The 22,604-nt window shown below is 39.3% G+C and carries 16 protein-coding genes; all 16 read right to left on the reverse strand.

All coding sequences use genetic code 11. The features are described 5' to 3' along the window. The 16 genes from ED2_RS00800 to ED2_RS00875 all read right to left on the reverse strand — a co-directional run bounded on the left by ED2_RS00800 (position 1) and on the right by ED2_RS00875 (position 22,599). The gene (locus tag ED2_RS00800; RefSeq protein ID WP_060789672.1) at positions 1 to 3,429 is read right to left on the reverse strand and encodes a pyruvate carboxylase; all 3,429 of its coding nucleotides are present in this window, start codon (positions 3,427 to 3,429) and stop codon (positions 1 to 3) included. Positions 3,430 to 3,450: 21 nt separating this feature from the next. After that, positions 3,451 to 4,617 carry an FtsW/RodA/SpoVE family cell cycle protein gene (locus tag ED2_RS00805; RefSeq protein ID WP_016176756.1) on the reverse strand — a complete coding sequence of 389 codons (1,167 nt, stop codon included), beginning with the start codon at positions 4,615 to 4,617 and terminating at the stop codon, positions 3,451 to 3,453. A 2-nt stretch (positions 4,618 to 4,619) separates the two neighbouring features. Beyond that, positions 4,620 to 4,922 (reverse strand): DUF1507 family protein, encoded by a 303-nt coding sequence (locus ED2_RS00810; RefSeq protein ID WP_005876504.1) that lies wholly within the window; start codon positions 4,920 to 4,922, stop codon positions 4,620 to 4,622. A gap of 128 nt (positions 4,923 to 5,050) precedes the next feature. Then, positions 5,051 to 6,814: a DNA helicase RecQ gene (recQ, locus tag ED2_RS00815; protein ID WP_016176757.1), complete on the reverse strand. Its 1,764-nt coding sequence runs from the start codon at positions 6,812 to 6,814 to the stop codon at positions 5,051 to 5,053. Positions 6,815 to 7,514: 700 nt separating this feature from the next. Then, a complete protein-coding gene (gene typA, locus ED2_RS00820; RefSeq protein WP_016176758.1) occupies positions 7,515 to 9,344 on the reverse strand; it encodes a translational GTPase TypA in 1,830 nt (609 codons plus the stop codon). A gap of 151 nt (positions 9,345 to 9,495) precedes the next feature. Next, positions 9,496 to 10,278 carry an inositol monophosphatase family protein gene (locus ED2_RS00825; RefSeq protein WP_005876497.1) on the reverse strand — a complete coding sequence of 261 codons (783 nt, stop codon included), beginning with the start codon at positions 10,276 to 10,278 and terminating at the stop codon, positions 9,496 to 9,498. 4 nt (positions 10,279 to 10,282) lie between these two features. After that, positions 10,283 to 10,558: a UPF0223 family protein gene (locus ED2_RS00830; protein ID WP_005876495.1), complete on the reverse strand. Its 276-nt coding sequence runs from the start codon at positions 10,556 to 10,558 to the stop codon at positions 10,283 to 10,285. Positions 10,559 to 11,023: 465 nt separating this feature from the next. Beyond that, entirely contained in the window at positions 11,024 to 11,593 is a 570-nt protein-coding gene (locus ED2_RS00835) for a hypothetical protein (RefSeq protein WP_016176759.1), read from the reverse strand. Between the two features lie 257 nt (positions 11,594 to 11,850). After that, positions 11,851 to 13,257, reverse strand: coding sequence for a dihydrolipoyl dehydrogenase (gene lpdA / locus ED2_RS00840; RefSeq protein ID WP_016176760.1), 1,407 nt, complete (start codon positions 13,255 to 13,257; stop codon positions 11,851 to 11,853). Positions 13,258 to 13,264: 7 nt separating this feature from the next. Then, the gene (locus tag ED2_RS00845; RefSeq protein WP_016176761.1) at positions 13,265 to 14,905 is read right to left on the reverse strand and encodes a dihydrolipoyllysine-residue acetyltransferase; all 1,641 of its coding nucleotides are present in this window, start codon (positions 14,903 to 14,905) and stop codon (positions 13,265 to 13,267) included. 22 nt (positions 14,906 to 14,927) lie between these two features. Then, complete coding sequence (locus ED2_RS00850) at positions 14,928 to 15,905, reverse strand: alpha-ketoacid dehydrogenase subunit beta (RefSeq protein WP_005876487.1); 978 nt, start codon at positions 15,903 to 15,905, stop codon at positions 14,928 to 14,930. A gap of 2 nt (positions 15,906 to 15,907) precedes the next feature. Next, a complete protein-coding gene (pdhA, locus tag ED2_RS00855) occupies positions 15,908 to 17,017 on the reverse strand; it encodes a pyruvate dehydrogenase (acetyl-transferring) E1 component subunit alpha (protein ID WP_005876485.1) in 1,110 nt (369 codons plus the stop codon). Between the two features lie 452 nt (positions 17,018 to 17,469). Next, positions 17,470 to 18,894 (reverse strand): aminotransferase-like domain-containing protein, encoded by a 1,425-nt coding sequence (locus tag ED2_RS00860; protein WP_016176762.1) that lies wholly within the window; start codon positions 18,892 to 18,894, stop codon positions 17,470 to 17,472. Positions 18,895 to 19,136: 242 nt separating this feature from the next. Then, positions 19,137 to 20,114, reverse strand: a complete 978-nt coding sequence (guaC, locus tag ED2_RS00865) for a GMP reductase (RefSeq protein WP_005876481.1) — start codon at positions 20,112 to 20,114, stop codon at positions 19,137 to 19,139. Between the two features lie 228 nt (positions 20,115 to 20,342). Next, positions 20,343 to 21,593, reverse strand: a complete 1,251-nt coding sequence (locus tag ED2_RS00870; protein ID WP_016176763.1) for a hypothetical protein — start codon at positions 21,591 to 21,593, stop codon at positions 20,343 to 20,345. Positions 21,594 to 21,684: 91 nt separating this feature from the next. Continuing rightward, on the reverse strand, positions 21,685 to 22,599 hold the full coding sequence (locus ED2_RS00875) for an aldo/keto reductase (protein ID WP_005876477.1): 915 nt from the start codon (positions 22,597 to 22,599) through the stop codon (positions 21,685 to 21,687). Positions 22,600 to 22,604 lie beyond the last annotated feature (5 nt).

The following is a 22,604-nucleotide window of genomic DNA, read 5'->3' on the forward strand; positions in this document are numbered from 1 at the left end:
TTATTTTTCAGTCACTTCGATCAAGAGGTCACCTGACGCAATCGAATCACCGTTTGCCACATAGATATGGGCAATTTCTCCGTCAAAACGGGCTTCGATCGCCGTTTCCATCTTCATCGCTTCTGTGATCATCAAAGTGTCACCTTTTTTCACTTTATCGCCTTTTTTCACTAACACTTCTAGCACAGAACCTGACATCGTTGCCCCGATTTGTTCGCGATTCGTTGGTTCAGCTTTCAAACGTGTTTGAACTGAACTGATGATCGAAGTATCCTTGATCAGTATTTCGCGGCGTTGACCATTCAGATTGAAGAACAACACGCGATTTCCTTCAATATCTGGTTCACCGATCTCATCCAACCGAATGATCAAGATTTTTCCTCTTTCGATTTGGACATTCACTGTTTCACCCAAGCGAATCCCTTGGAAGAACGTTGGTGTATCTAATAAAGTCACATCGCCAAATTGATTGTATGCTTTTTGATAATCTAAAAAGACTTGAGGATACATCAAATAGCTCAAAACTTCTTCATTTTTAGGCTCATAACCGATTTTTTCAGCTAACTCATTTTTGACTTGTTCAAAGTCGACTGGTTCAGCTAAAGCACCTGGACGGACATCGATTGCAGGTCTTCCTTTCAAAATGATCTTTTGTAATTTTTCAGGGAATCCGCCAACTGGTTGTCCCAATTCACCTTGGAAGAAAGTGACAACTGATTCTGGGAAACTCAAGGTGTCTCCTTTTTCATAGATATCGTCTTCCGTCAAATCATTTTGGACCATGAATAACGCCATATCCCCCACCACTTTTGATGACGGTGTTACTTTAACGATATCACCAAACATTAAATTGACTGTGTGATACATCTGTTTGATTTCATCCCATTTGTGTCCTAGACCGACTGCTTTTGCCTGCTGTTGGAGATTTGAATATTGTCCCCCTGGCATTTCGTGCATATAGACTTCTGTTTCAGGGGCGTTCAACCCATTTTCAAATGGTTTATAGTACATGCGTACATCTTCCCAGTAATGGTTCAATTGTTGTGCATTTTGGATATTGATCTCAGGTAAGCGAGGACCATTGACTAACGCATAATATAAACTGCTCATGCTCGGTTGACTCGTATTTCCACTCATCGCACTCATGGCTACGTCGACAATGTCCACCCCAGCTTTGGTTGCTGCTGAATAGGTGATGATTCCATTTCCGCTAGTATCATGTGTATGCAAATGGATCGGTAAATCAGTTGTTTCTTTCAATTCACTAATCAAACGATAGGCTGCCTGAGGTTTTAATAATCCAGCCATATCTTTGATTGCTATGATATGCGCCCCTAGTTGTTCAAGCTCTTTTGCCATATCTTTATAATATTGCACATTGTATTTTGCGCGACTTGGATCGTTGATATCGCCAGTATAGCAGATTGCGGCTTCTGCGATTTTCCCTGTATCTCGGACTGCTTGAATACTTTTTTCCATTTGAGGTGTCCAGTTCAAGCTATCAAAAATCCGAAAGACATCGATTCCTTGTGCCGCCGCTTCTTTCACAAATTCCACTAACACATTATCTGGATAATTCGAGTATCCTACTGCATTCGATCCTCTGAACAGCATCTGCAATAAAGTGTTAGGCATCAAGGAACGGATTTTTCTTAGTCTTTGCCATGGGTCTTCATTCAAGAAACGATAGGCCACATCAAAAGTGGCGCCTCCCCACATCTCACTTGAGAAAAGTTCTGGAAGTCCCTCGCCTGTTAAACGGGCAACTTCTTTGAAATCTTTTGTCCGTACTCTAGTTGCCAATAAACTTTGATGCGCATCTCTAAAGGTCGTATCAGTCAATAGCAGATTTTCTTGGTTCTTGATCCACTGGACTAATCCATCAGCTCCCTCATTATCTAAAACATTTTTCGCTGTGAGATACTCATCCCGAGTGATCAGTTTTTTAGGTAGACGTGGTTTGTCATAAAATGGTTTTTCCCCTTTTTTGATTCCTGGGAAGCCATTGACAGTGATTTCACCGATGTATTTCATCGTTTTATTGCCACGGTCTCTCAAACGAGGAAATTCAAATAGTTCTTTTATATTATCAATAAACGTTGTTTTTGCATTACCGGATTGGAACACAGGATGAGAAATAACGTTTAACATAAATGGAATGTTGGTTTTTACTCCACGGATCCGAAATTCTTTCAGACAACGTGTCATTTTTTGGATCGCAGTGTCAAAATCAGCTGCATGCGTACAAACTTTAACTAATAAAGAGTCAAAATAAGGAGTAACGACATAACCAGAATAAGCATTCCCGACATCTAAACGGACGCCGAATCCACCCGGAGAACGGTAAGTATCGATTTTCCCTGTGTCAGGAAGAAAATGATTCAACGGGTCTTCTGTCGTGATTCGGCACTGGATCGCCGAACCATTGAGCTTGATCCCTGATTGTTCTGGCAAACCGATTTCTTTGTGCAGATCTTTTCCTTGTGCAATCAATAATTGTGTCGTTACAATATCGACATCTGTGATCATTTCAGTGATCGTATGCTCTACTTGCACTCGAGGATTGACTTCGATAAAGTAAAAATCGTCTCCTTCAACCAAAAACTCGACTGTTCCAGCATTGACATAGCCCACATGTTTCATCAATTGGACAGCAGCTTCACAGATTCGCTGACGCTGTTCTTCGTTCATGGACACACAAGGTGCGACTTCTACAACTTTTTGGTGGCGTCTTTGAACAGAACAATCTCTTTCAAATAAATGGATCACATTGCCATGCTTATCTCCAAGGATTTGGACTTCGATATGCTTAGGGTTCGCTATATATTTTTCTACATAGACTTCATCGCTACCAAACGCTGCTTTTGCTTCGCTTTTTGCACGTTCATATCCTTCTCGAGCGCTTTTTTCATCATGAGCGACACGCATCCCACGTCCGCCACCACCTAGAGCTGCTTTGATCATGATTGGATAACCATAGCGTTCGCCAAAATCTAGTGCTTCTTCTACACTCGCAATCGGGCCATCTGTTCCAGGAATTGATGCGATCCCAGCTTCGATTGCTGCTGCTTTTGCTTTGATTTTATCTCCAAAAATATCAAGATGATGTAAATCGGGACCGACAAAAGTGATCCCCTCTTCTTTACAACGTTGTGCAAAACCTAAATTTTCAGATAGTAATCCATATCCTGGATGAATAGCATCTGCTCCGCATTGTTTTGCAATCGAGATGATCCCTTCAATATCTAAATACGCATCGATCGGTTTTTTCCCTTGTCCAATCAAATATGCTTCATCTGCTTTGAACCGGTGCACTGAATACTCATCTTCTTCAGCGTAGATACCAACAGTTTTAATTCCTAATTCTGTGCAAGCACGGAACACACGTACCGCAATCTCTCCTCTGTTAGCAACTAAAACTTTTTCCATCGAACCACTCCTACATCTTTTTTAGTATAAACCTAAGCTTTTTCTTTTCTCATCTGCACTGATATTCAATACAAAACCAATACAGATCGAGAGCATCAAGAGACTAGAACCGCCCTGACTCAAAAATGGGAAAGTAATACCTGTCAATGGGATAACACCAGTGATCCCTCCAAGGTTTACGAACACTTGAACTAAGAACATTGCTCCGATCCCGATACACAATAATGAATTGAATGGATCTTTTGAACGCGTCCCTACTAAAATGATCCGAGTGATCATAAAGAATAGTAGAGCAAGGATCAGGATCCCCATGATAACACCTAGTTCTTCTACTACGATCGCGTAGATGAAATCGGTTTGTGCTTCTTGTAAGAAGCCTTTTTTCTGGATACTATTCCCTAATCCTCGGCCAAATAGACCACCGTTGAACATCGCATAATAGCCGTTGACCATTTGGTGCCCTCTATTGAGTTCATCGGAAAAAGGATTCTGAAAAATAGCAAAACGATTATAGATATATTGCAATCGTTCAGGAAGAAATTTCCCGTGAGTGATATTGACTAGCCAGATAGTAAACACACTTAAACCAACTCCGCCAAATCCAACGATTAATGTATATACATAGTTGATACCACTTGCTAAAAGCAAAACCAACGTAATCAAAAAGATGACAGTTGCGTTCCCAAAATCGGGCAAGATTGCAACGATAGCCGTCAATACCAATACCAAAGCAAGAGGTCGTTTGACCGTGCCGATAAAATCTTTTTGGATGCTGTATTGTCGTTTGGAAAGAGTCCAAGACAAATACCAGATTGCGATGATCTTTAAATACTCTGCAGGTTGGATCGTAAATCCAGCGATCTGAATCCATCCTTTTGCACCATTGATCTCTTTACCAAAAAATAAAACGATCAAAAGTAAAATCGTCAGCACAGCGATTGCTGCCATGATCAACCGCTGATTCTTCAAAACATCGGTTTTCATTTTGTAAAGCAGCCCGATTACAATTAGACTCAGGACCCAAAAATTACTTTGATTAAAAAATGATGCGGAAGGGCTTGTCCCGTTTTCCATTAATAAATATGATGACGAACTATAGACCATGATCAATCCCAATACACATAGAATCAAATATGGGATCAATATGCTATAGTCTAATAAATGCCTTTTTTTAACTTTCTTAGGCAAGTTTACTCCTCCTTGCCAATTTCTTTTTTATCATAATTTTCTTGGTAAACTTCACTATATAAATGGTTCAGTTCACGCTCTAATTCACTCAGCAATAGCTGACCTTCTGTTTTTTCGACTATCCCCACACGTATCGCAAAATTGACTTGTTGTGAGAATCCATACATTTGCGTATCCACTACTTCTTCAAAAGCTTTACATTGCGAGATACATAAGCTGTTTTTTTGATTTTTGATCAAGCGTTTGATCCGTTCAGCTTCATCTTTCAATACTTGGACTGCAAATTCATTTGACAGAGAATCCATCTACGCCTACCCCCATTCTAAGTTTATTTATTATAACATACTTAAAAATCCAACGGGGAAAAATCACGGTTTTCGTAAGGTGATTTTCCCTTTTTTTATCCTTTTGTTTTGCACGATGGACTCACTTTTCATTTTTCGCTTTGTGCTTCTTTGATAACGGCTAGGAATGCTTCTCCGTATTTATCTAATTTACTTTGACCGACACCTTTTATTTGCAGAAATGCCAGTCGGTTTTGTGGTCTTTGTTGGCTCATTTCCTTTAACGTCGAATCAGAAAAAACGACATATGGTGGAACACCAGCTTCAGAAGCTAAGTCTGTTCGCAGTTCTCGTAATGCTTCAAACAGACTGTCTGCAGCTTCATCTGAAAGTTGAACTACTTTCTTTGGTTCTTTCTTAAATACTTGTTTTTTTCCAGTAAGAACAGCGATACCTGACTCTGTGACCTTCAAAACGGGGTACTCTCCACTCACAGAGAGCAAGTAACCACCAGAGATAAGGAATTCGATCAGCTGCAAGATATCTTTTTGCGCGTATTTCTTTAATAAACCGTACGTAGAAAGTCGATCAAATCCGAAGTTTTTCACTTTTTGCTCCTTCGATCCAGCTAACACTTTCATCAACATCTGCTTCCCATAGTTTTCGCCCATTCGTTTGATACAGGATAAAACCATCTGTGTTTCCTTCGTAACATCGATCAACTCTCGATCATCTAAACAGTTACCGCAACGCTCGCAAGGTACACCATCTTCTCCAAAATAAGCTAAGATATATTGCTGCAAACAATCCTCAATGTAGACATACTCGGTCATAGCTTTTAATTTTTCATATTCTTTTTGCTTTTGAGAATCTTCCCGTTGTGATTGCTGGATAAAAAATTTCTGGATCTGGATATCTTGCGGTGCAAATAACAAGATAGCATCACTTAGAAGACCATCTCTTCCCGCTCTACCTGCTTCTTGATAATACGCCTCCAAAGAACCTGGTATTTGATAATGGACGACAAAGCGGATATTGCTTTTATTGATCCCCATTCCAAAAGCATTGGTAGCCACCAATAACTCTACGCGGTCGTACAGAAAAGCTTCTTGCATTTCCGTTCGTTCCCGTTCACTCATGCCACCATGATACCTACCAGCATTGAAACCAAACTTTTTTAATAAATGATAGATACGGTCAACTTCTTTGCGTGTTGCTGCATAGATGATGCCGGATTGTTTCTGATTCATACGCAGATATTCGACCAAATATTGTTCTTTTTTTTGATCCTTGATTACTTGCAACCGTAGATTTTCGCGAGCAAACCCGGTTTGGATATGATTTTTGATTGGAATCTTTAAAAGTCTTTTGATATCTTCGGCTACAGCTATCGTTGCAGTTGCTGTTAATGCAACAATGATTGGCCGTTGGATCAACTCATTCAACTTTTCTGCCATTTGAAGGTAACTTGGACGGAAATCATGCCCCCATTGGGAAATACAATGTGCTTCATCAATGGCAAGCAGTTGGACATTCCAATGTTGCATCGAACGAATGAAATCTGGCATGATAAAGCGTTCAGGTGCAACATAGAGCAACTGGATCTCCCTCTGTTCAAGTTCTTGGAAACGTCTTGCTGTTTCATAGCCATTCAACGAACTATTGATAAATGTTGCAGCTATCCCTAACTGGTTAGCCGCATCTACTTGATCTTTCATGAGGGATATCAAGGGTGAAACGACGATCGTCAAACCATCTAGCATCAACGCTGGCAACTGATAGCACACCGATTTCCCACTTCCTGTCGGCATGATACCCAGCACATCTTCATGTTCCATCACTTTTTGAATGATTTCCCTTTGCCCTGGGCGAAATTCGTCATAGCCAAAATATTTTTTTAGTAATTCGTTCATCTTATCCCTACTTTATACATATTTTAAGAAAATGATGGCAATATTTCATTCATTTAAATAGATTACGCAAGAACTATTTTACTTCTCGTTGTCACTCAGAACAACCCTTTTATCCGTGAAACAAAATGCATTTATGAAACATCAGAGAGCTTATTTTGAGTTTTTAAAAAGTCTTTTAATAGACTTTTTCCGTTATTTCGTGTGTTTTTCTCTATTTCTAAATCTACTTCTCCACAGAAATAGCTGAGCATAATCACCACAATCGAATTTTTAGAATAAACTATTTTCTTTCCATGCTAGGGGACACATTAGCTGAAACGCGCACTTCATCACGCCCTTTGATTTTTGCAGCCTCTTTGTAAAATAGCATAGCTAAAGGCTTTTTATCCTACTTAGTCGGCAGTGATAGCAGCAATTACACACTTGTTATCTTAAGCATACCAAAAATATTTTTTATAGATAAATAACACTTAACCTGATGTACTAGATCACTCCATGCTACGAACTTTTTATATTTGAACAACATTACTAGAGAATCAGCTATTTTCAGCTATGTACAAAACCAACTAGATTTATTGGTCTCGATTGTAGTTGTACTTTTATAGTATCGCCTAAAGAATCATTTTCTTTCAGTACTGTGACTGACAAACTAAAAAAGGAGGGGATTTTATCCCCTCCTTCTATGATGCTTGATCACGCATTATTTTTTCTTTTTAGACGCTTTTTCACGAACATTTTTGTTCAAGATTTGTTTTCTTAAACGAATGCTTTCTGGTGTTACTTCACAATATTCATCATCATTCAAGAATTCTAATGATTCTTCTAATGTTAATTGTTTTGGTTTTTTGATGACAGATGTTTGGTCTTTCGTAGCAGAACGTACGTTAGTCATTTGTTTTGCTTTTGTAATGTTGACAGTCAAGTCATTTTCACGGCTGTTTTCGCCAATGATCATTCCTTCGTATACTTCTGTACCTGGTTCAATAAAGACTGTTCCACGTTCTTCAATACTCATGATGGAATAAGTTGTTGCTTTCCCTGCATCGATCGAAACAAGAGCACCTTGGTGGCGTCCACCGATTTGTCCTGGTAACATTGGTAAATATTGATCGAAGGTATGGTTCATGATTCCATATCCGCGTGTCATAGAAAGGAATTCAGTAGAATAACCGATCAAGCCACGTGCTGGTGTTAGGAATGTCAAACGGATCTGACCATTTCCAGTATGGATCATGTCTTGCATTTCGCCTTTACGTAGGCTCAATGATTCGATTACACTACCCATGTATTCTTCTGGAGTATCGATTTGAACACGTTCAAATGGTTCGCATTTTACACCATCGATGATTTTTTCGATAACTTCTGGACGTGATACTTGTAATTCATAGCCTTCACGACGCATATTTTCGATCAAGATCGATAAATGTAGTTCCCCACGACCTGAAACAGTCCAAGCATCTGGAGAGTTTGTTGGTTCAACACGTAGTGAAACGTCTGTTTGAAGTTCAGCCATCAAGCGTTCTTCAATTTTACGTGCAGTGACGAATTTACCTTCGCGCCCAGCAAATGGTGAATTATTTACTAAGAATGTCATTTGTAAAGTTGGTTCATCGATGTGTAAGATCGGTAATGCTTCTTGGTGATCAACAGGTGTAACTGTTTCGCCGACGAAGATATCTTCCATACCCGATACAGCAATCAAATCTCCAGCTTTTGCTTCTTGGATTTCTAAACGTTTTAGACCGAAGAAACCGAACAATTTCGTTACACGGAATTTTTTAACTGAACCGTCAAGTTTGATCAAGGCTACTTGGTCCCCTACTTTGATGGTTCCTCTGAAAACACGGCCGATCCCGATACGTCCAACATAGTCATTGTAATCTAACAATGATACTTGGAATTGTAAAGGTTCGTCGCTGTTATCTACTGGAGCAGGGATCTTTTCAACGATCGTATCGAAAACTGGTGCCATCGTTGATTCTTGGTCAGCAGGATCATCAGACAAGCTTGAAGTTCCATTCAATGCTGAAGCGTAAATAACTGGGAAATCTAATTGATCATCATCAGCACCCAATTCGATGAATAATTCTAGTACTTCATCAACAACAAACTCTGGGCGTGCAGATGGTTTGTCGATTTTATTTACAACGACGATCGGTGTAATATGTTGTTCTAATGCTTTTTTCAATACGAAACGTGTTTGTGGCATCGTTCCTTCATAAGCATCAACAACTAGAACAACGCCGTCTACCATTTTCATAATACGTTCAACTTCGCCACCGAAGTCCGCGTGTCCAGGGGTATCCATGATATTGATACGGTAGTTTTTATAATCAACCGCTGTATTTTTCGCTAAAATAGTGATTCCACGTTCTTTTTCCAAAGCATTTGAATCCATCGCACGTTCTTGTAATTGTGTGTGTGCGTCTAATGTATCGGATTGTTTCAATAATTCATCAACCAATGTTGTTTTTCCGTGATCGACGTGAGCGATGATCGCTACGTTACGGATATCGTTTCTATAGTTCAATGTAACTAACTCCTTCTCGGTTCTTTATGACAGTGCAATTTTACTCGACTGTTTATTATAGCAAATTTTTTTCATGAAATATAGTAAAATGTTTTCATTTTTTCGAGAAAATTAATATTCTCGCCATTTTTCTCTTAAACTTACGGTTTTTTTATGATTTTGAGGATTGTGAATCGTTTATCAATCGTCGCATTTCTTCATAAGCCTTCTCTGTCCCAGCGAGATAATATTCACGTCCTGCGAATTTTAATTTATCACCTAGTATGCCACTGTACTTCATTCCGAACTCTTCTAGTAAGATATTCCCCGCTGCATAGTCCCAAGGGCTTAGATTAGAGATATAGCCAATATGATGCCCTTTTAGCATCGCAATCAATTCTAGACCAGCACATCCATAAAGGCGGGCTCCCATACTTTTTTCTGCAATCGTTCGGACATTGAATCTGTTATGACTAAACAAATAACCATTTACTCCTAATAATCCTTGAGATAATCCACTGTTGGGCGGCTTTGGCAATGCTTCTTCGTTTTTATACACTCCTATTCCATTACCACCCCAGTAAAGTTCTTCTTTGACGACATCGTAAATAAACCCTAACTGACCTTTACCATCTTCGTAGACTCCTAACATAATACAAAAGTTCTCACGTTCTACGACAAAATTAAGTGTGCCATCGATTGGATCAATCACGAAAAGCTGTCCTGTAAAATCGTTTACCTTACTGTATCCATCTTCTTCTGCAAGGATTTTGGCTTCTGGATTGAATCTGTGGATTTTGTCGATCAAGAAAGCTTGGATTTCACGATCCATGTTAGTGACGAGATCATTTCGACTAGTCTTTTGATCAATCGTCAACTTTTTATTTTCAGCATTTTTTATTTTTTCTCCTGCTTCATAAAGCCACTCTTTGATCACACTGATTCGTTTTTCCATGTCTTCACCTGTTTATCTTCAAGATTTTTTTCGTATTCTTTTTTGCTTCCTGAACCGTTCGATATAAGGAATAGCCAGAAGCTTTCTCAAATTCTCTGCCTAGTCGTTTTTCTTCACCAATCGATTTGATCACTGTTTTAAAGTTTTGATAGGTTTTTAGAAACTGATCGTTCGCGATTCCTTTTTCATTTGCAGTTTCTAGGTCCTCCCACATTTTCATGACGATCACCATTTCTTCGGTCGTCCAATCAAGGTCTAATGGATATTGATACTCTTGCATCGCTCATTCTCCTATTCATCATAATCAAAATCAGTGTATCATAGAAAAGAACAAGCAACCAACTATTTTTACTTTTTTAGTCTACATAATATAATTATGTAGCACGAAATTAAACCTCCATATTCACTATCCCCGTCATCCTTTGAGCGTGGGAGAAAAAGTAAGAAGCATTTTTGTCACATTTTTTAAAAACAAATAAACGGTGAGAGCAGAAGCAACTCCTTCTTAAATAAGCCGAAATTCACAAAAATTTGAAAAGCAATTTTCGTAATTTCTTCTTATTTCTTGGAGTTAAACACTTCTGTCCCCGCCTCATTCCAATCACGGCAAAAAATCAGGCAATTTAAGTCATTGCCTGATTTCACTCATTTTTTGTTCGCCTCTTGGTGGATTTTTCTTCGTTCATCAATATGTTTTTATTAGGGAGAAGTTGTTGCTCACTTGTAACTAAAGAACAACCACGACTCATCTATCATTGCCCTGTCTCGCCGGTTTTGTATAAAAATTGATCAGATTGATAGGCTTATCTCTACGTAGATTTTTAAGACAAGCTTCAAGCGCACGTGCGGCAAAACGCACATTGTCTCTTCTTCTTTCAAAGTTCTTCGTTTCTTCAATAAGGCGGTTGAAACTTGGCGAAACAATTTCAGCGATGCAATATCCATTTCGATGATAGGCATTGAAGATTGCAGTTTCCGCTTCATCTCGACAGGCAAGATATTTTTTTTTTACTGCTTCTTTTCGCTGTTCTTCATATTCTGGCAAGAGTACTGGGGCACGTAGAATGTTTTCTCCTTTTCGTTCAACCATTTCTAATAACGAAGGAACAGAAAACTGGAACTTATCAAAAATGATTTGTTCAACTTTAGCGTAAACTTCGGGTTCTTTTACAAAGAGATCCGATAAATGACGAAAGAAATTTTCCTCACTTCGAACAAATATCTGCCGTATCTTATCACTTTGAGGATGATTTCTAAGATCTCTAGTTGTTGGCTCTACATAAACCTCTTCAGGATTTTTTTCTGGGTTATTCACTTTCTCCACTCCTTTTTTATTCAAGCAATCTATGATTGAAAGCAAAAAACCACGGTTCTCCACTCTTTCTTAAGTTCTAAAGATTTACTCGCTAAGAGAATCTTAACAAATAACCAGATAGACAGATGTCCCATTTTTTCATATTTGAGAATTAACGTACATACAAAAAGCCAAGTACCTAACTCAATGGAATTAGGTACTTGGCTCGTATTGATAATCAATTATCACTCAATGATAGAGAGAGTTCTCTTTAATCTTTAAATATGGATCGGTAATCCTAATGCTAATTCTGATGCATCCATTGTGATTTCTCCAAGGGATGGATGTGGATGGATAGTTAAAGCGATATCTTCCGCATTCATTCCTGATTCAATGGCTAAAGCTAATTCTGACACCATATCGCTGGCACCAACACCACCGATTTGTGCGCCAATGACCACATTATCATCATTTGTTGTGACTAACCGAATGAAGCCTTCAGTTTTCGCAAGTGACAAGGCACGACCATTTCCAGAAAATGGGAATTTATAAGCAGTCGCTTCTAGTCCAGCTTCTTTTGCTTCTTTGATCGTCATTCCGACAGAAGCCAATTCAGGATCCGTAAATGCAACTGCCGGCATTGCTTTATAGTCGACAGCTACCTTTTTGCCTGAGATAGCTTCAGCTGCAATTTTCGCTTCATAGCTTGCTTTATGGGCTAATGCTGCACCGGGTACGATATCGCCGATCGCATATATATTTGGAACATTCGTGCGCCCTTGTTTATCCACTTTGATCAATCCGCGTTCGCCAACTTCAACACCGGCTTGTTCTAAGCCCATGTCATCAGTATTTGGACGGCGACCAACTGTTACCATGACATAATCAGCCGTCACAGTTTCTTCTTTCCCGTCAACAGCATATTTGACTGTTACGCTATCGCCATTATCTACTGCTTCTTTTGCCATGGCATTGGTTACGACGGTTACTCCTTTTTTCTTAAAGTCGTCTTCCACTAGTTTGACCAAATCTTTTTCATAAGTTGGTAAGATTTGTGGCGAACCTTCAAGAATCGTTACTTCGGCTCCAAGATTTGCATACGTACCACCGAGTTCCGCACCAATGACACCGCCACCGATGATCACAAACTTCTTAGGTACTTCTTTCAATGCTAGACCGCCAGTTGAATCAAGTACACGTCCACCAAATTTGAATCCTGGAATTTCGATAGGGCGTGAACCAGTAGCAATGATTGCATTGTTAAATGAATACGTTTGTGCTGAATCTGGATGGATCACACGCAATGTATGATCATCCACGAAGAAAGCTTCTCCTTCAATCGTTTCTACTTTGTGTTTTTTTAGTAAGAATCCAACACCGGAAGTAAGTGTTTTAACTACCTTGTTTTCTTTCCAATCTTGTGTTTTCTCAAAATCAAGAGTAACATTTTCGCTTGTTACACCAAAAATAGTGGAATCAAGTGATTCTTGATAATGATGTCCTGCAGCAATCAATGCTTTTGAAGGAATACAGCCGACATTCAAACAAACGCCACCGATATATTCTCTTTCGATGATTGCAACTTTTTGACCCATTTCAGCAGCGCGGATGGCTGCTACATAGCCGCCAGGTCCCGCACCGATTACAACTGTATCTAATTCTACAGCAAAATCTCCAACTACCATTTGTTTATCATCCTTCCATCATTAATAGCTCTGGATCAGCTAAAAGACGTTTGATATTGTTCATTGCTTGTTGTGCTGTCGCACCATCAACGATCCGGTGATCGAAACTTAGAGAAAGTTTCATTACTCGACCTACGACGATTTCACCTTCACCATTCACGATCGGTTGTTGTGCAATTGTACCGACACCTAAGATCGCTACTTCTGGGTAGTTGATTACTGGAGTAAACCAGCCGCCACCAACTGAACCGATATTGCTGATGGTGATCGTTCCATTACGCATATCATCAGCAGATAGTTTTCCATCATGAGCTAGTTTTGCTTTTTCGTTGATTTCGTCAGCGATAGCAAACATTCCTTTGCGGTCTGCATCTTTCACGTTTGGCACATATAACCCATGATCTGTATCTGTAGCGATACCAATATTATAGTAATTTTTATATACGATTTCTTGTTTTGCATCATCAATCGAAGCATTCAAGATAGGGAATTTTTTCACTGTAGCTGTCAATGCTTTCACCACGTATGGCAAGAAAGTAAGTTTTGTTCCATTGGCTGCTGCAACTTCCTTGAATCGTTTGCGGTTATCCCACAATTTAGAAACTTCAACTTCATCATGTAACGTCACATGAGGCGCTGTTTGTTTGCTGTTGACCATGGCTTTCGCAATAGCTTTACGTGTAGGAGTCAATGCTACGCGTTCTTCTAGATCACCTAGATTTGACCTGAATGCTTGAGCTGGTTTCGCTGGTTTTGTTTCAGCTTTTTCAGCAGAAGCAGTTTCTTTTACAGGTGCTGCTTCTTCTGCTTTTGCAGGAACCCCACCACCAGAAATGAAGTTTTCAATATCTTCTTTTGTCACACGTCCGCCTTTTCCTGTAGCCGTCACTTGAGAGATGTCAACATCTTTTTCACGAGCGAATTGACGAACAGATGGCATCGCCAACACACGTTTATCTGGATCTGAAGCTTCGACAACAGCGGCTGATCCCGATGTTTCGACTTTTTCAGAAGCAGGTGCAGCTGGTTTTGCACTTGATGGAGCAGTGTTATGACCAGGGGCATCGATTTCAACTAATACATCCCCTACATTTGCCACTGTGCCTTCTGGTACAAGAACATTTTTGACTGTCCCTGTTACTGGAGAAGGAATTTCTTCAACTGATTTATCATTTTGTACTTCTAATAAAGTATCGTCTTCATTGATCGTATCTCCTGCTTTAACAAACCATTTGACGATTTCACCTTCTGCAATACCTTCACCGATATCAGGCAACTTGAATTCAAACACGCCACCATCTGTCCCTTGTGTTTCAGTGTCAGCAGTCGGTTCAGCTGCAGGCTGTTCTGGTGTTTGTTCTTTGGCTGCTACACCAGCATCGCCACCGCTTTCCTCGTTATCTTCGTGTCCAGGAGCATCGATTTCTACCAATACATCCCCTACATTTGCTACTGTGCCTTCTGGTACAAGAACATTTTTGACTGTCCCTGTTACTGGAGAAGGAATTTCTTCAACTGATTTATCATTTTGTACTTCTAATAAAGTATCGTCTTCATTGATCGTATCTCCTGCTTTAACAAACCATTTGACGATTTCACCTTCTGCGATACCTTCACCGATATCAGGTAATTTAAATTGATATGCCATGATTTAATTACGTCCCCTCTTCTTAGAATTCTGCGATTTCTTTCACTTTTGCTTCAATATCAGCAGCATTAGGTAACCAGATATTTTCTGCTTGTCCAAAAGGAAAGACAGTGTCTGGTGCTGCAACACGGCCGATTGGTGCCTCTAAAGAAAGGATCGCGCGTTCTGAGATTTCAGAAATCACTTGTGCACTTACGCCAGCTTGTCTTTGTGCTTCTTGCACAACTACAACACGACCAGTTTTTTCAACAGATTGAATGATCGTGTCCACATCCAATGGTGCTACCGTACGTAGGTCGATGATTTCTACTGAAATATCTTCTTTTGCAAGATTGTCTGCTGCTTTGATTGCTTCACGAACCATTGCACCATATGTGATGATTGAAACATCGGAACCTTCACGTGTGACAGCAGCTTTATCCAAAGGTACTTCATATGCTTCATCTGGCACTTCCTCGCGGAACGAACGGTATAGTTTCATATGTTCCAAGTAGACGACTGGGTCATTACTACGGATAGCTGAAATCAATAGTCCTTTTGCATCGTACGGATTTGATGGGATGACTACGCGAATCCCTGGTGACTGAGCGATCAATCCTTCCAAATTATCTGAGTGAAGTTCTGGTGTATGGACACCTCCGCCGAATGGTGAACGGATCGTGATCGGTAAGTTTCTTGTTCCGCCCATGCGGTATCTTGTACGTGCCATTTGTGCAACGACTTCATCCATTGCTTCAAAAATAAATCCGAAAAACTGGATTTCTGGTACCGGACGGAATCCTTCAAGAGCTAATCCAAAGCCAAGTCCAGCGATTCCTGATTCCGCTAAAGGAGTGTCAAAAACGCGTTCTTCGCCAAATTTTTCTTGCAATCCTTCTGTTGCACGGAATACCCCACCGTTTTTACCGACATCTTCACCAAAAACGAGAACATTTTCGTCATTTTCTAGTTCCAACGCTAAGGCATCTGTGATTGCTTGAATCATTGTTTTTTGTGCCATGATTATTTCGACTCCTTCGCTTCATAGATTGCAATTTGTTCTTTGATTGTTTGAGGTGAAACTTCAAACATATTTTTCAAGAAATCTGATACTTTTTGTTTTGGCATTTTATCAGCTTCTGCAATTGCTGCTTTGATTTCTTCTTTTGTTTGTTCAATAACTTGTTCTTCTTTTTCTTCTGACCATAATCCTTTTTCAGTCAAATAATTACGGAAACGGATCAATGGATCTTTTTTCTGCCACTCGTCATCCGTATCTTTCGTACGGTAACGTGTTGGATCATCTCCAGATAATGTATGTGGTCCGTAACGGTAAGTTAACGTTTCAATCAACACAGGGCCATTACCACTTACTGCCCAATCGCGTGCCATCTTAGATACAGTGTAAACTGCTAATGGGTCCATACCATCAACTTGGATACCTGGAATACCAGCAGCGACAGCTTTTTGTGCTAATGTTTTAGCAGCTGTTTGCTTTTCACGAGGAGTCGAGATAGCGAAACCATTATTTTGAATGTAGAATACTGCATTGGCATGGTAAGCACCAGCGAAGTTGATTGCTTCATAGAAATCTCCTTGTGAAGAACCGCCATCACCTGTGTAAGTGAATACTACATTTTTCTTATTACGTTTCTTTAAGCCAAGTGCTACACCAGCCGCTTGAACATATTGTGCGCCAATGATGATTTGTGGTGGTAGAGCTTTCAATTCTTCTGGATAAAAGTTTCCTGCCGCATGTCCACGTGACCACAAGAATGCTTGTGATAAAGGTAAACCATGTTTAACCAATTGAGGGACATCACGATAACCTGGGAGCAATACATCCTCTTTATCAAATGCAAATGAACTTGCAAGCTGACTTGCTTCTTGTCCTGCTGTTGGAGCGAAAAATCCTAAACGTCCTTGACGATTCAAAGCGGTTGACCGTTGATCTAAAACACGAGACCAAACCATATTCGTCATCAATTCAACTAATTGTTCATCTGATAAATCAGGAACAAGGTTTTCATTTACTACTTTGCCATCTTGGTCTAGTGCTTGGTATACTGGAAAATCTGAATTGACTTCTTCTAATAATGCAGTGAAGTCGATAGGTGCTTTCTTGTTTGCCATTATCACACATTCCTCTCTCATCTATAAGAAAATCTCATCTTTCTGCGATTGAAACAGCGATATAATCTGTATCACTATTTAACCGTCTTCATTTATAAATTATCACGTATCATTAAGAAACACAAGCTTAAAGCCCAAATTTTCACGATTTAAAAAAATTACAGATATCCGCTTTATTACAACGTTAGTGAAGTCAATCACAATAAAGAAAGCGGTTTACATTTTTTCGCCATTATCCCTTGTTTTTTTGCCTTCAATATACTATCTGTTACTATAAACAAAGCTTATTGTTATACCTTTTTCACGAATCAAGCAAAAGCCTCTAAAGATATTAGTGATAAAATAAACAAACACTTATATTCTAATTTACTCCTATATGTGCATTTTTTTCAACTAAAAAGCAACAGTCAGGTTTTTTCCAAACTGTTGCACTATTTTTTCCTTCATTTTGTTTATGCTTGCAACCAACCTGCCAATTCTTCCATTCGTTCGGCAAAAACAATCATTCGATCTTGGTCAAGTCTGCTGAAATTGATCCTTATCCCATTCGTCTCCCGACCAAATAACCAACTAGGGGCTACGCCCAACCCTTTTGCCACCGCTTCACTTGCAATTTCTGCCGTCATTTTCTTTCCTTCCCATGTTACCCAGGCATAATATCCACCTTTGATTGGCCAGACATTGAAAAAGTTCTGCTTCTGTGCCCATTTCTGCAACAACAAACTTTTTTCCTGCAACTGGTTACGTACAAGCGCTAGTTTCGCATCATAACTTTCTTCGAAAACTGCAGTGGCAGCAATTTGTGTAAAGATACTCATGGAGAATTCCATCATTTGTTGCGCTTTGGCTAATTTGAAGATCAACGTTTGGGGGCCGATTATCCAACCGATTTTCGTCGTCTTCCCAAGTAGTCTAGATAAAGAACCAACATATAGAACATTTTCAGGATCGAGTGAATGGATAGAAACAGGGCTGTTTTCAACTTCCTGAAACGAAAGATCACTAAAAACATCATCTTCAACAATCGGGACCTGATACTTCCTACACAGTACGACTAGATCATTTCGCCGTTTTTGCGACATGACTTTCCCGGTAGGATTTTGGAAATTAGGATTAACTAGTACAGCTTTGATTTTATTTTTTTGGATGGACTTTTCTAAAATAGCCAAATCTATCCCTTCATCATCCATCGGAATACCAAATAGCCGAGTCCCTGTTGCTCTAAACAAAGCCAAACGATAGAAAAAGGAAGGTGATTCGACTGCTACTGCATCTCCATTGGAGAGAAGTGTTTGTAAAATCAAAAAAATAGCTTGTTGCCCTCCCACCGTCACTAATAACTGTGTGCGGGAAAAATCAAATTGAAACTCGTCACTTAAATATCCTTCAATTTTTTCTACTAACGGAAGATAACCTAGATCCGTCATTTTTTGCTCTTCAGTGATCATTTCTGCCATCGTATGTGCCGGAAATTGTACATCAGGCAATAGTTTATTCGGCATTTCACTGGAGAAAAGATCCAGAAAATCTGGTTGTTTTTTTGCTTCCTTGATCCGTTCTTCATACCAGTCATCTACTTGCTCATAGCGCTGAGAAAAAAGTTCACGCCAATTGATTCGTGGAACAGAAAACTTTCCCCATTCCGTTTGATTGACATAGCGTCCGCTTCCCTGTCGACTAGTAAGAACTCCCAGAGCACGTAATTCATCCAACGCACGTACCACTGTCGTCCGATTCGTCTTAAATTCAGCCGCCAATTTTCGTTCAGAAGGCAATCTTTCCCCAGGAGCTAGATTGCCATTTTCGATATTTTTCATTATCTGATCCATCATTTGCCGATAGATTGGTCCCTTCATTTTATCTATTTCTTTCCACATGTTTTTTCTCCAGTTTTTTTCTTTATTTTAACGGATTTTTCGTAGAAAGAAACAGAAAATAAAAAATAAGAGCACGACAAAAGGAAAAGTCACCTTTGTCGCACCCTCTAAACCGGAGCTAACCACTGCGTTGTGTCAATAACATAAGATTCTTAGAAATTTGAAAAACAACTCCTCTGAATTTTTCCTTATTTATTGAAGACAACTTTCTGCTATCTCCGTTTTTATTTCATCGATCTTCTTTAGATCGTATCTCCGTTGAAAATCGAATTTTTCACGATTACATAATCTACTTTTCGAATAGCTTCAAGGTCTCTTCCACCTGCGTAGGAGATCGAAGACTGTAGATCTTGCTGCATTTCAATCAGCGTATCTTTTAATGATCCTTTATGTTGGATCCAAATTTTCTTACCTTCGACATTTTTCTTTTCACCTTTTTGGAACTCTGATGCAGAACCGAAATATTCTTTATATACGACACCATTTTCCACTTTAGTTTCTCCAGGTGATTCTTCATGTCCTGCAAAAAGCGAGCCAATCATTACCATCGTTGCACCAAAGCGGACTGATTTCGCAATATCACCGTGCGTACGAATACCACCATCTGCAATAATCGGTTTTCTTGCTGCTTTTGCGCACCATCTAAGAGCCGCCAGTTGCCAACCACCAGTACCAAACCCTGTTTTGATTTTAGTGATACATACTTTCCCAGGTCCAATGCCGACTTTCGTGGCATCAGCACCGGCATTCTCTAATTCACGGACTGCTTCTGGCGTACCAACATTTCCAGCAATCACAAAAGTTTCTGGCAAATGCGCTTTGATATGTTGGATCATTTCAATGACAGAATTTGAATGACCATGTGCAATATCGATCGTGATATAGTCAGGCGCTAATCCTTGTTTGGCTAACTCTTCTACAAAAGAATACTCTTCCTTTTTCACCCCGACACTGATCGAGCTAATCAATTGGCGTTCCTTCATTTTTTTGACAAATGGGATTCTTGCCGCTTCATCAAAACGGTGCATGATATAGAAATAGCCATTTTCTGCTAGAAATTCTGCAATCGAGTCATCGATGATCGTCTGCATGTTCGCCGGTACTACAGGCATCTTGAATGTGTGTTTTCCTAGAGTAACGGTCGTATCACACTCTGAACGGCTATTCACGATACATTTATTAGGAATTAGTTGGATATCTTCGTAATCAAATACTTTCATTGACATGATCCTCCTGATGTTCGAATACGGTAAAACACGAACATTATTTACTTTCAAAGCACTTATTTTTAGCGCCCTATGTAATTTAACCTAATTGAAATAAAAAATCAAGAGAAAAAGCAAACAAAAAAACAGAATCAGCATTTTTTCACAGATTTTGTTTTTTGCCCATTGTTCGTTTTTAAGGGTATTTATGTAGTTGATTATAAAAATGAGCGACCCGTGCTCTTAAAGCGTCGATCTCCTATCAGGTTGGTCAACTTTTTTAGCCGTTTCCCGATTTCTTTTTATATAGGACTCATTCATGCTGTTAGCGACTGCTTGATTGATGACGACACCAAGTCGCCGAGAGTTGATCGACTGATTACTTTGAGCACGTTCTATCACCGGATGATTAAGAGTTCCTCGCTCTATTTTTGGCGCTTGCGTATTCTCGACAACTTCTTTTTCTTTATCGACTTTCGCTAAAAGCTTGCCCATTTTTTTTAATGCTTTAGCTATTCTCTCTCGACTGCTTCGATTCGTATAAACATCATAAAATTCAAGGATTTGGGGAGATTGATACTTTTTAAGCGCCAATTGAAGATTTCCAGCAAACGAATCCTGTGTGTAGTTGACTTTTTTGAGTGTTTGACTAGCATTGATATACTTTATTTTATTCTCTGTATTCAAAGATGTATGATGTACCAACGCTATTCTTGTTTGATGAAGCTTAGTTCTTACTTGATCCAGAGCCACAAATTGATCAATGTATGTAACAAAACACTCGCTATGCTTGACACACAAATTCTGATACTCCAATGCTTCAAGCTCACTGATTGTTTTGCCAATGTCTTCACAGCTGTTGAGAATTTTTGCGTTAATTTCATCTAACTCCTTTTTACTTATTTCAATCACTTTTATTTGTTCTTTCACTTCTTTATTCAATCGAGCTTTTTGCGTATGTAGGACTCTTCGGCTAAGGGAATTATTTTTGGTATATGTACCTGGATATAGTTTATTTTTCATTGGATGTACAGGTATAACTGTATTTAGGTGAACGTCATCATAAGAGGTATTCAAACGCTCGATATACTTTTTCAACGGAGGAGGATAGTATATTCCTTCAGCATTCTCTAATTTCCATGTAGCCCACCCTTCTTCATAGTTCAGTCTTTTGAATGTATGGCTACCCTGATAATAGGAATATTTTTTGGCGTAATCGATATCTTTTTCAATTTGTTTCACCCTGCGTAATCTCGGCAAATGATCATCTATCTTTTTCCTATATTGATTCAACAAATCAACGACCTGACTATCTACGTATTTTTGCTCTAAAGTTGTTCTATCTTTGCTATTCCCATAATTAACGTGGACCACGATCGCTTTTTGTAGTTGATCAAGTTCAAGAGTTTCTTTCCTAACATTGGAAAGTTCCCTCACAAAAAGCTTGTTCAATGCTTTTTTCTCTGCTTTCAACAGTTCTTTATGTGTCGCCATGTTCTTCTTCCTTTCTTTATTTGTTTATGTGTTTTTTTCTATGTAAAAAAGCCGTTAGATCAACCTCAACTGACTAACGGCTCCATATTGTTTAAGGAAGGATATTTCCTGCTGCACGATAAAGTTCATACCAATCTTCGCGCGTTAATTGGATTTCTGACGCTTTCGCAATTTCTTCGATCCTTCCAGGATTCATCGTCCCAGCAATTACTTGCACATTTGCAGGATGGCGCAAGATCCACGCCGCTGCTAAACCGGTCGGAGTCGTTCCGTATTTTTCAGCTAAGTTATCCAATGCTTGATTCAACTCAGGGAATTTTTCATTTCCAATAAATACTCCTTCAAAAAATCCGTATTGGTAAGGAGACCACGCCTGGATAGTCATATCATTCAAGCGTGAGTAATCTAATACACTACCGTCATGGTCAACGCTTCCATCATCAGTCATATTGACATGGATTCCTTGATCGATCATTCCAGAATGCTTTAAGCCAAATTGTAATTGATTGGCTAGTAATGGCTGTTTCACATACTTCTTAAGCAAGTCGATTTGCATCGGTTTTTGATTGCTGACACCAAAATGACGAACTTTCCCTGATTTTTCTAATTCATCAAACGCTTCAGCCACTTCGCTAGGATCGACTAAAGTATCTGGACGATGGAGTAAAAGCGCATCTACATAGTCCATTTTCAAACGTTGAAGGCTTCCTTCTACCGATTCAATGATATGTTTTTTTGAAAAATCGAACATAACACCAGGAACTATCCCGCACTTCGTCTGGATAAATAAGTCTTCTCGTTTAAGCGACGTTTTTGCCAACGCATCAGCAAAAATCGATTCACATTCTCCGCCTCCGTAAATATCGGCGTGATCAAAAAAATTGATTCCATTATCGTAAGCTGTTTCAATCACTTTTACTGGATCCTTTGCTCCGTTGATTCGCATACAACCAAGAATAACAGAGGAAACCATCTGACTTGATGCACCCAATTGAATCTGTTTCATCTCAA

Source organism: Enterococcus durans NBRC 100479 = LMG 10746 (assembly GCF_001544215.1).
Classification (GTDB): Bacteria; Bacillota; Bacilli; order Lactobacillales; family Enterococcaceae; genus Enterococcus_B; species Enterococcus_B durans.

Excerpts from the sequence above, each read along its gene's own strand:
- guaC (WP_005876481.1), bottom strand. The coding sequence starts at position 20,114 with ATGAAAGTATTTGATTACGAAGATATCCAACTAATTCCTAATAAATGT.
- recQ (WP_016176757.1), bottom strand. The coding sequence starts at position 6,814 with ATGAACGAATTACTAAAAAAATATTTTGGCTATGACGAATTTCGCCCA.
- ED2_RS00810 (WP_005876504.1), bottom strand. The coding sequence starts at position 4,922 with ATGGATTCTCTGTCAAATGAATTTGCAGTCCAAGTATTGAAAGATGAA.
- ED2_RS00800 (WP_060789672.1), bottom strand. The coding sequence starts at position 3,429 with ATGGAAAAAGTTTTAGTTGCTAACAGAGGAGAGATTGCGGTACGTGTG.
- ED2_RS00875 (WP_005876477.1), bottom strand. The coding sequence starts at position 22,599 with ATGAAACAGATTCAATTGGGTGCATCAAGTCAGATGGTTTCCTCTGTT.
- ED2_RS00825 (WP_005876497.1), bottom strand. The coding sequence starts at position 10,278 with ATGGAAAAACGAATCAGTGTGATCAAAGAGTGGCTTTATGAAGCAGGA.
- ED2_RS00870 (WP_016176763.1), bottom strand. The coding sequence starts at position 21,593 with ATGGCGACACATAAAGAACTGTTGAAAGCAGAGAAAAAAGCATTGAAC.
- pdhA (WP_005876485.1), bottom strand. The coding sequence starts at position 17,017 with ATGGCAAACAAGAAAGCACCTATCGACTTCACTGCATTATTAGAAGAA.
- ED2_RS00845 (WP_016176761.1), bottom strand. The coding sequence starts at position 14,905 with ATGGCATATCAATTTAAATTACCTGATATCGGTGAAGGTATCGCAGAA.
- ED2_RS00830 (WP_005876495.1), bottom strand. The coding sequence starts at position 10,558 with ATGCAAGAGTATCAATATCCATTAGACCTTGATTGGACGACCGAAGAA.
- lpdA (WP_016176760.1), bottom strand. The coding sequence starts at position 13,257 with ATGGTAGTTGGAGATTTTGCTGTAGAATTAGATACAGTTGTAATCGGT.
- ED2_RS00860 (WP_016176762.1), bottom strand. The coding sequence starts at position 18,894 with ATGTGGAAAGAAATAGATAAAATGAAGGGACCAATCTATCGGCAAATG.
- ED2_RS00850 (WP_005876487.1), bottom strand. The coding sequence starts at position 15,905 with ATGGCACAAAAAACAATGATTCAAGCAATCACAGATGCCTTAGCGTTG.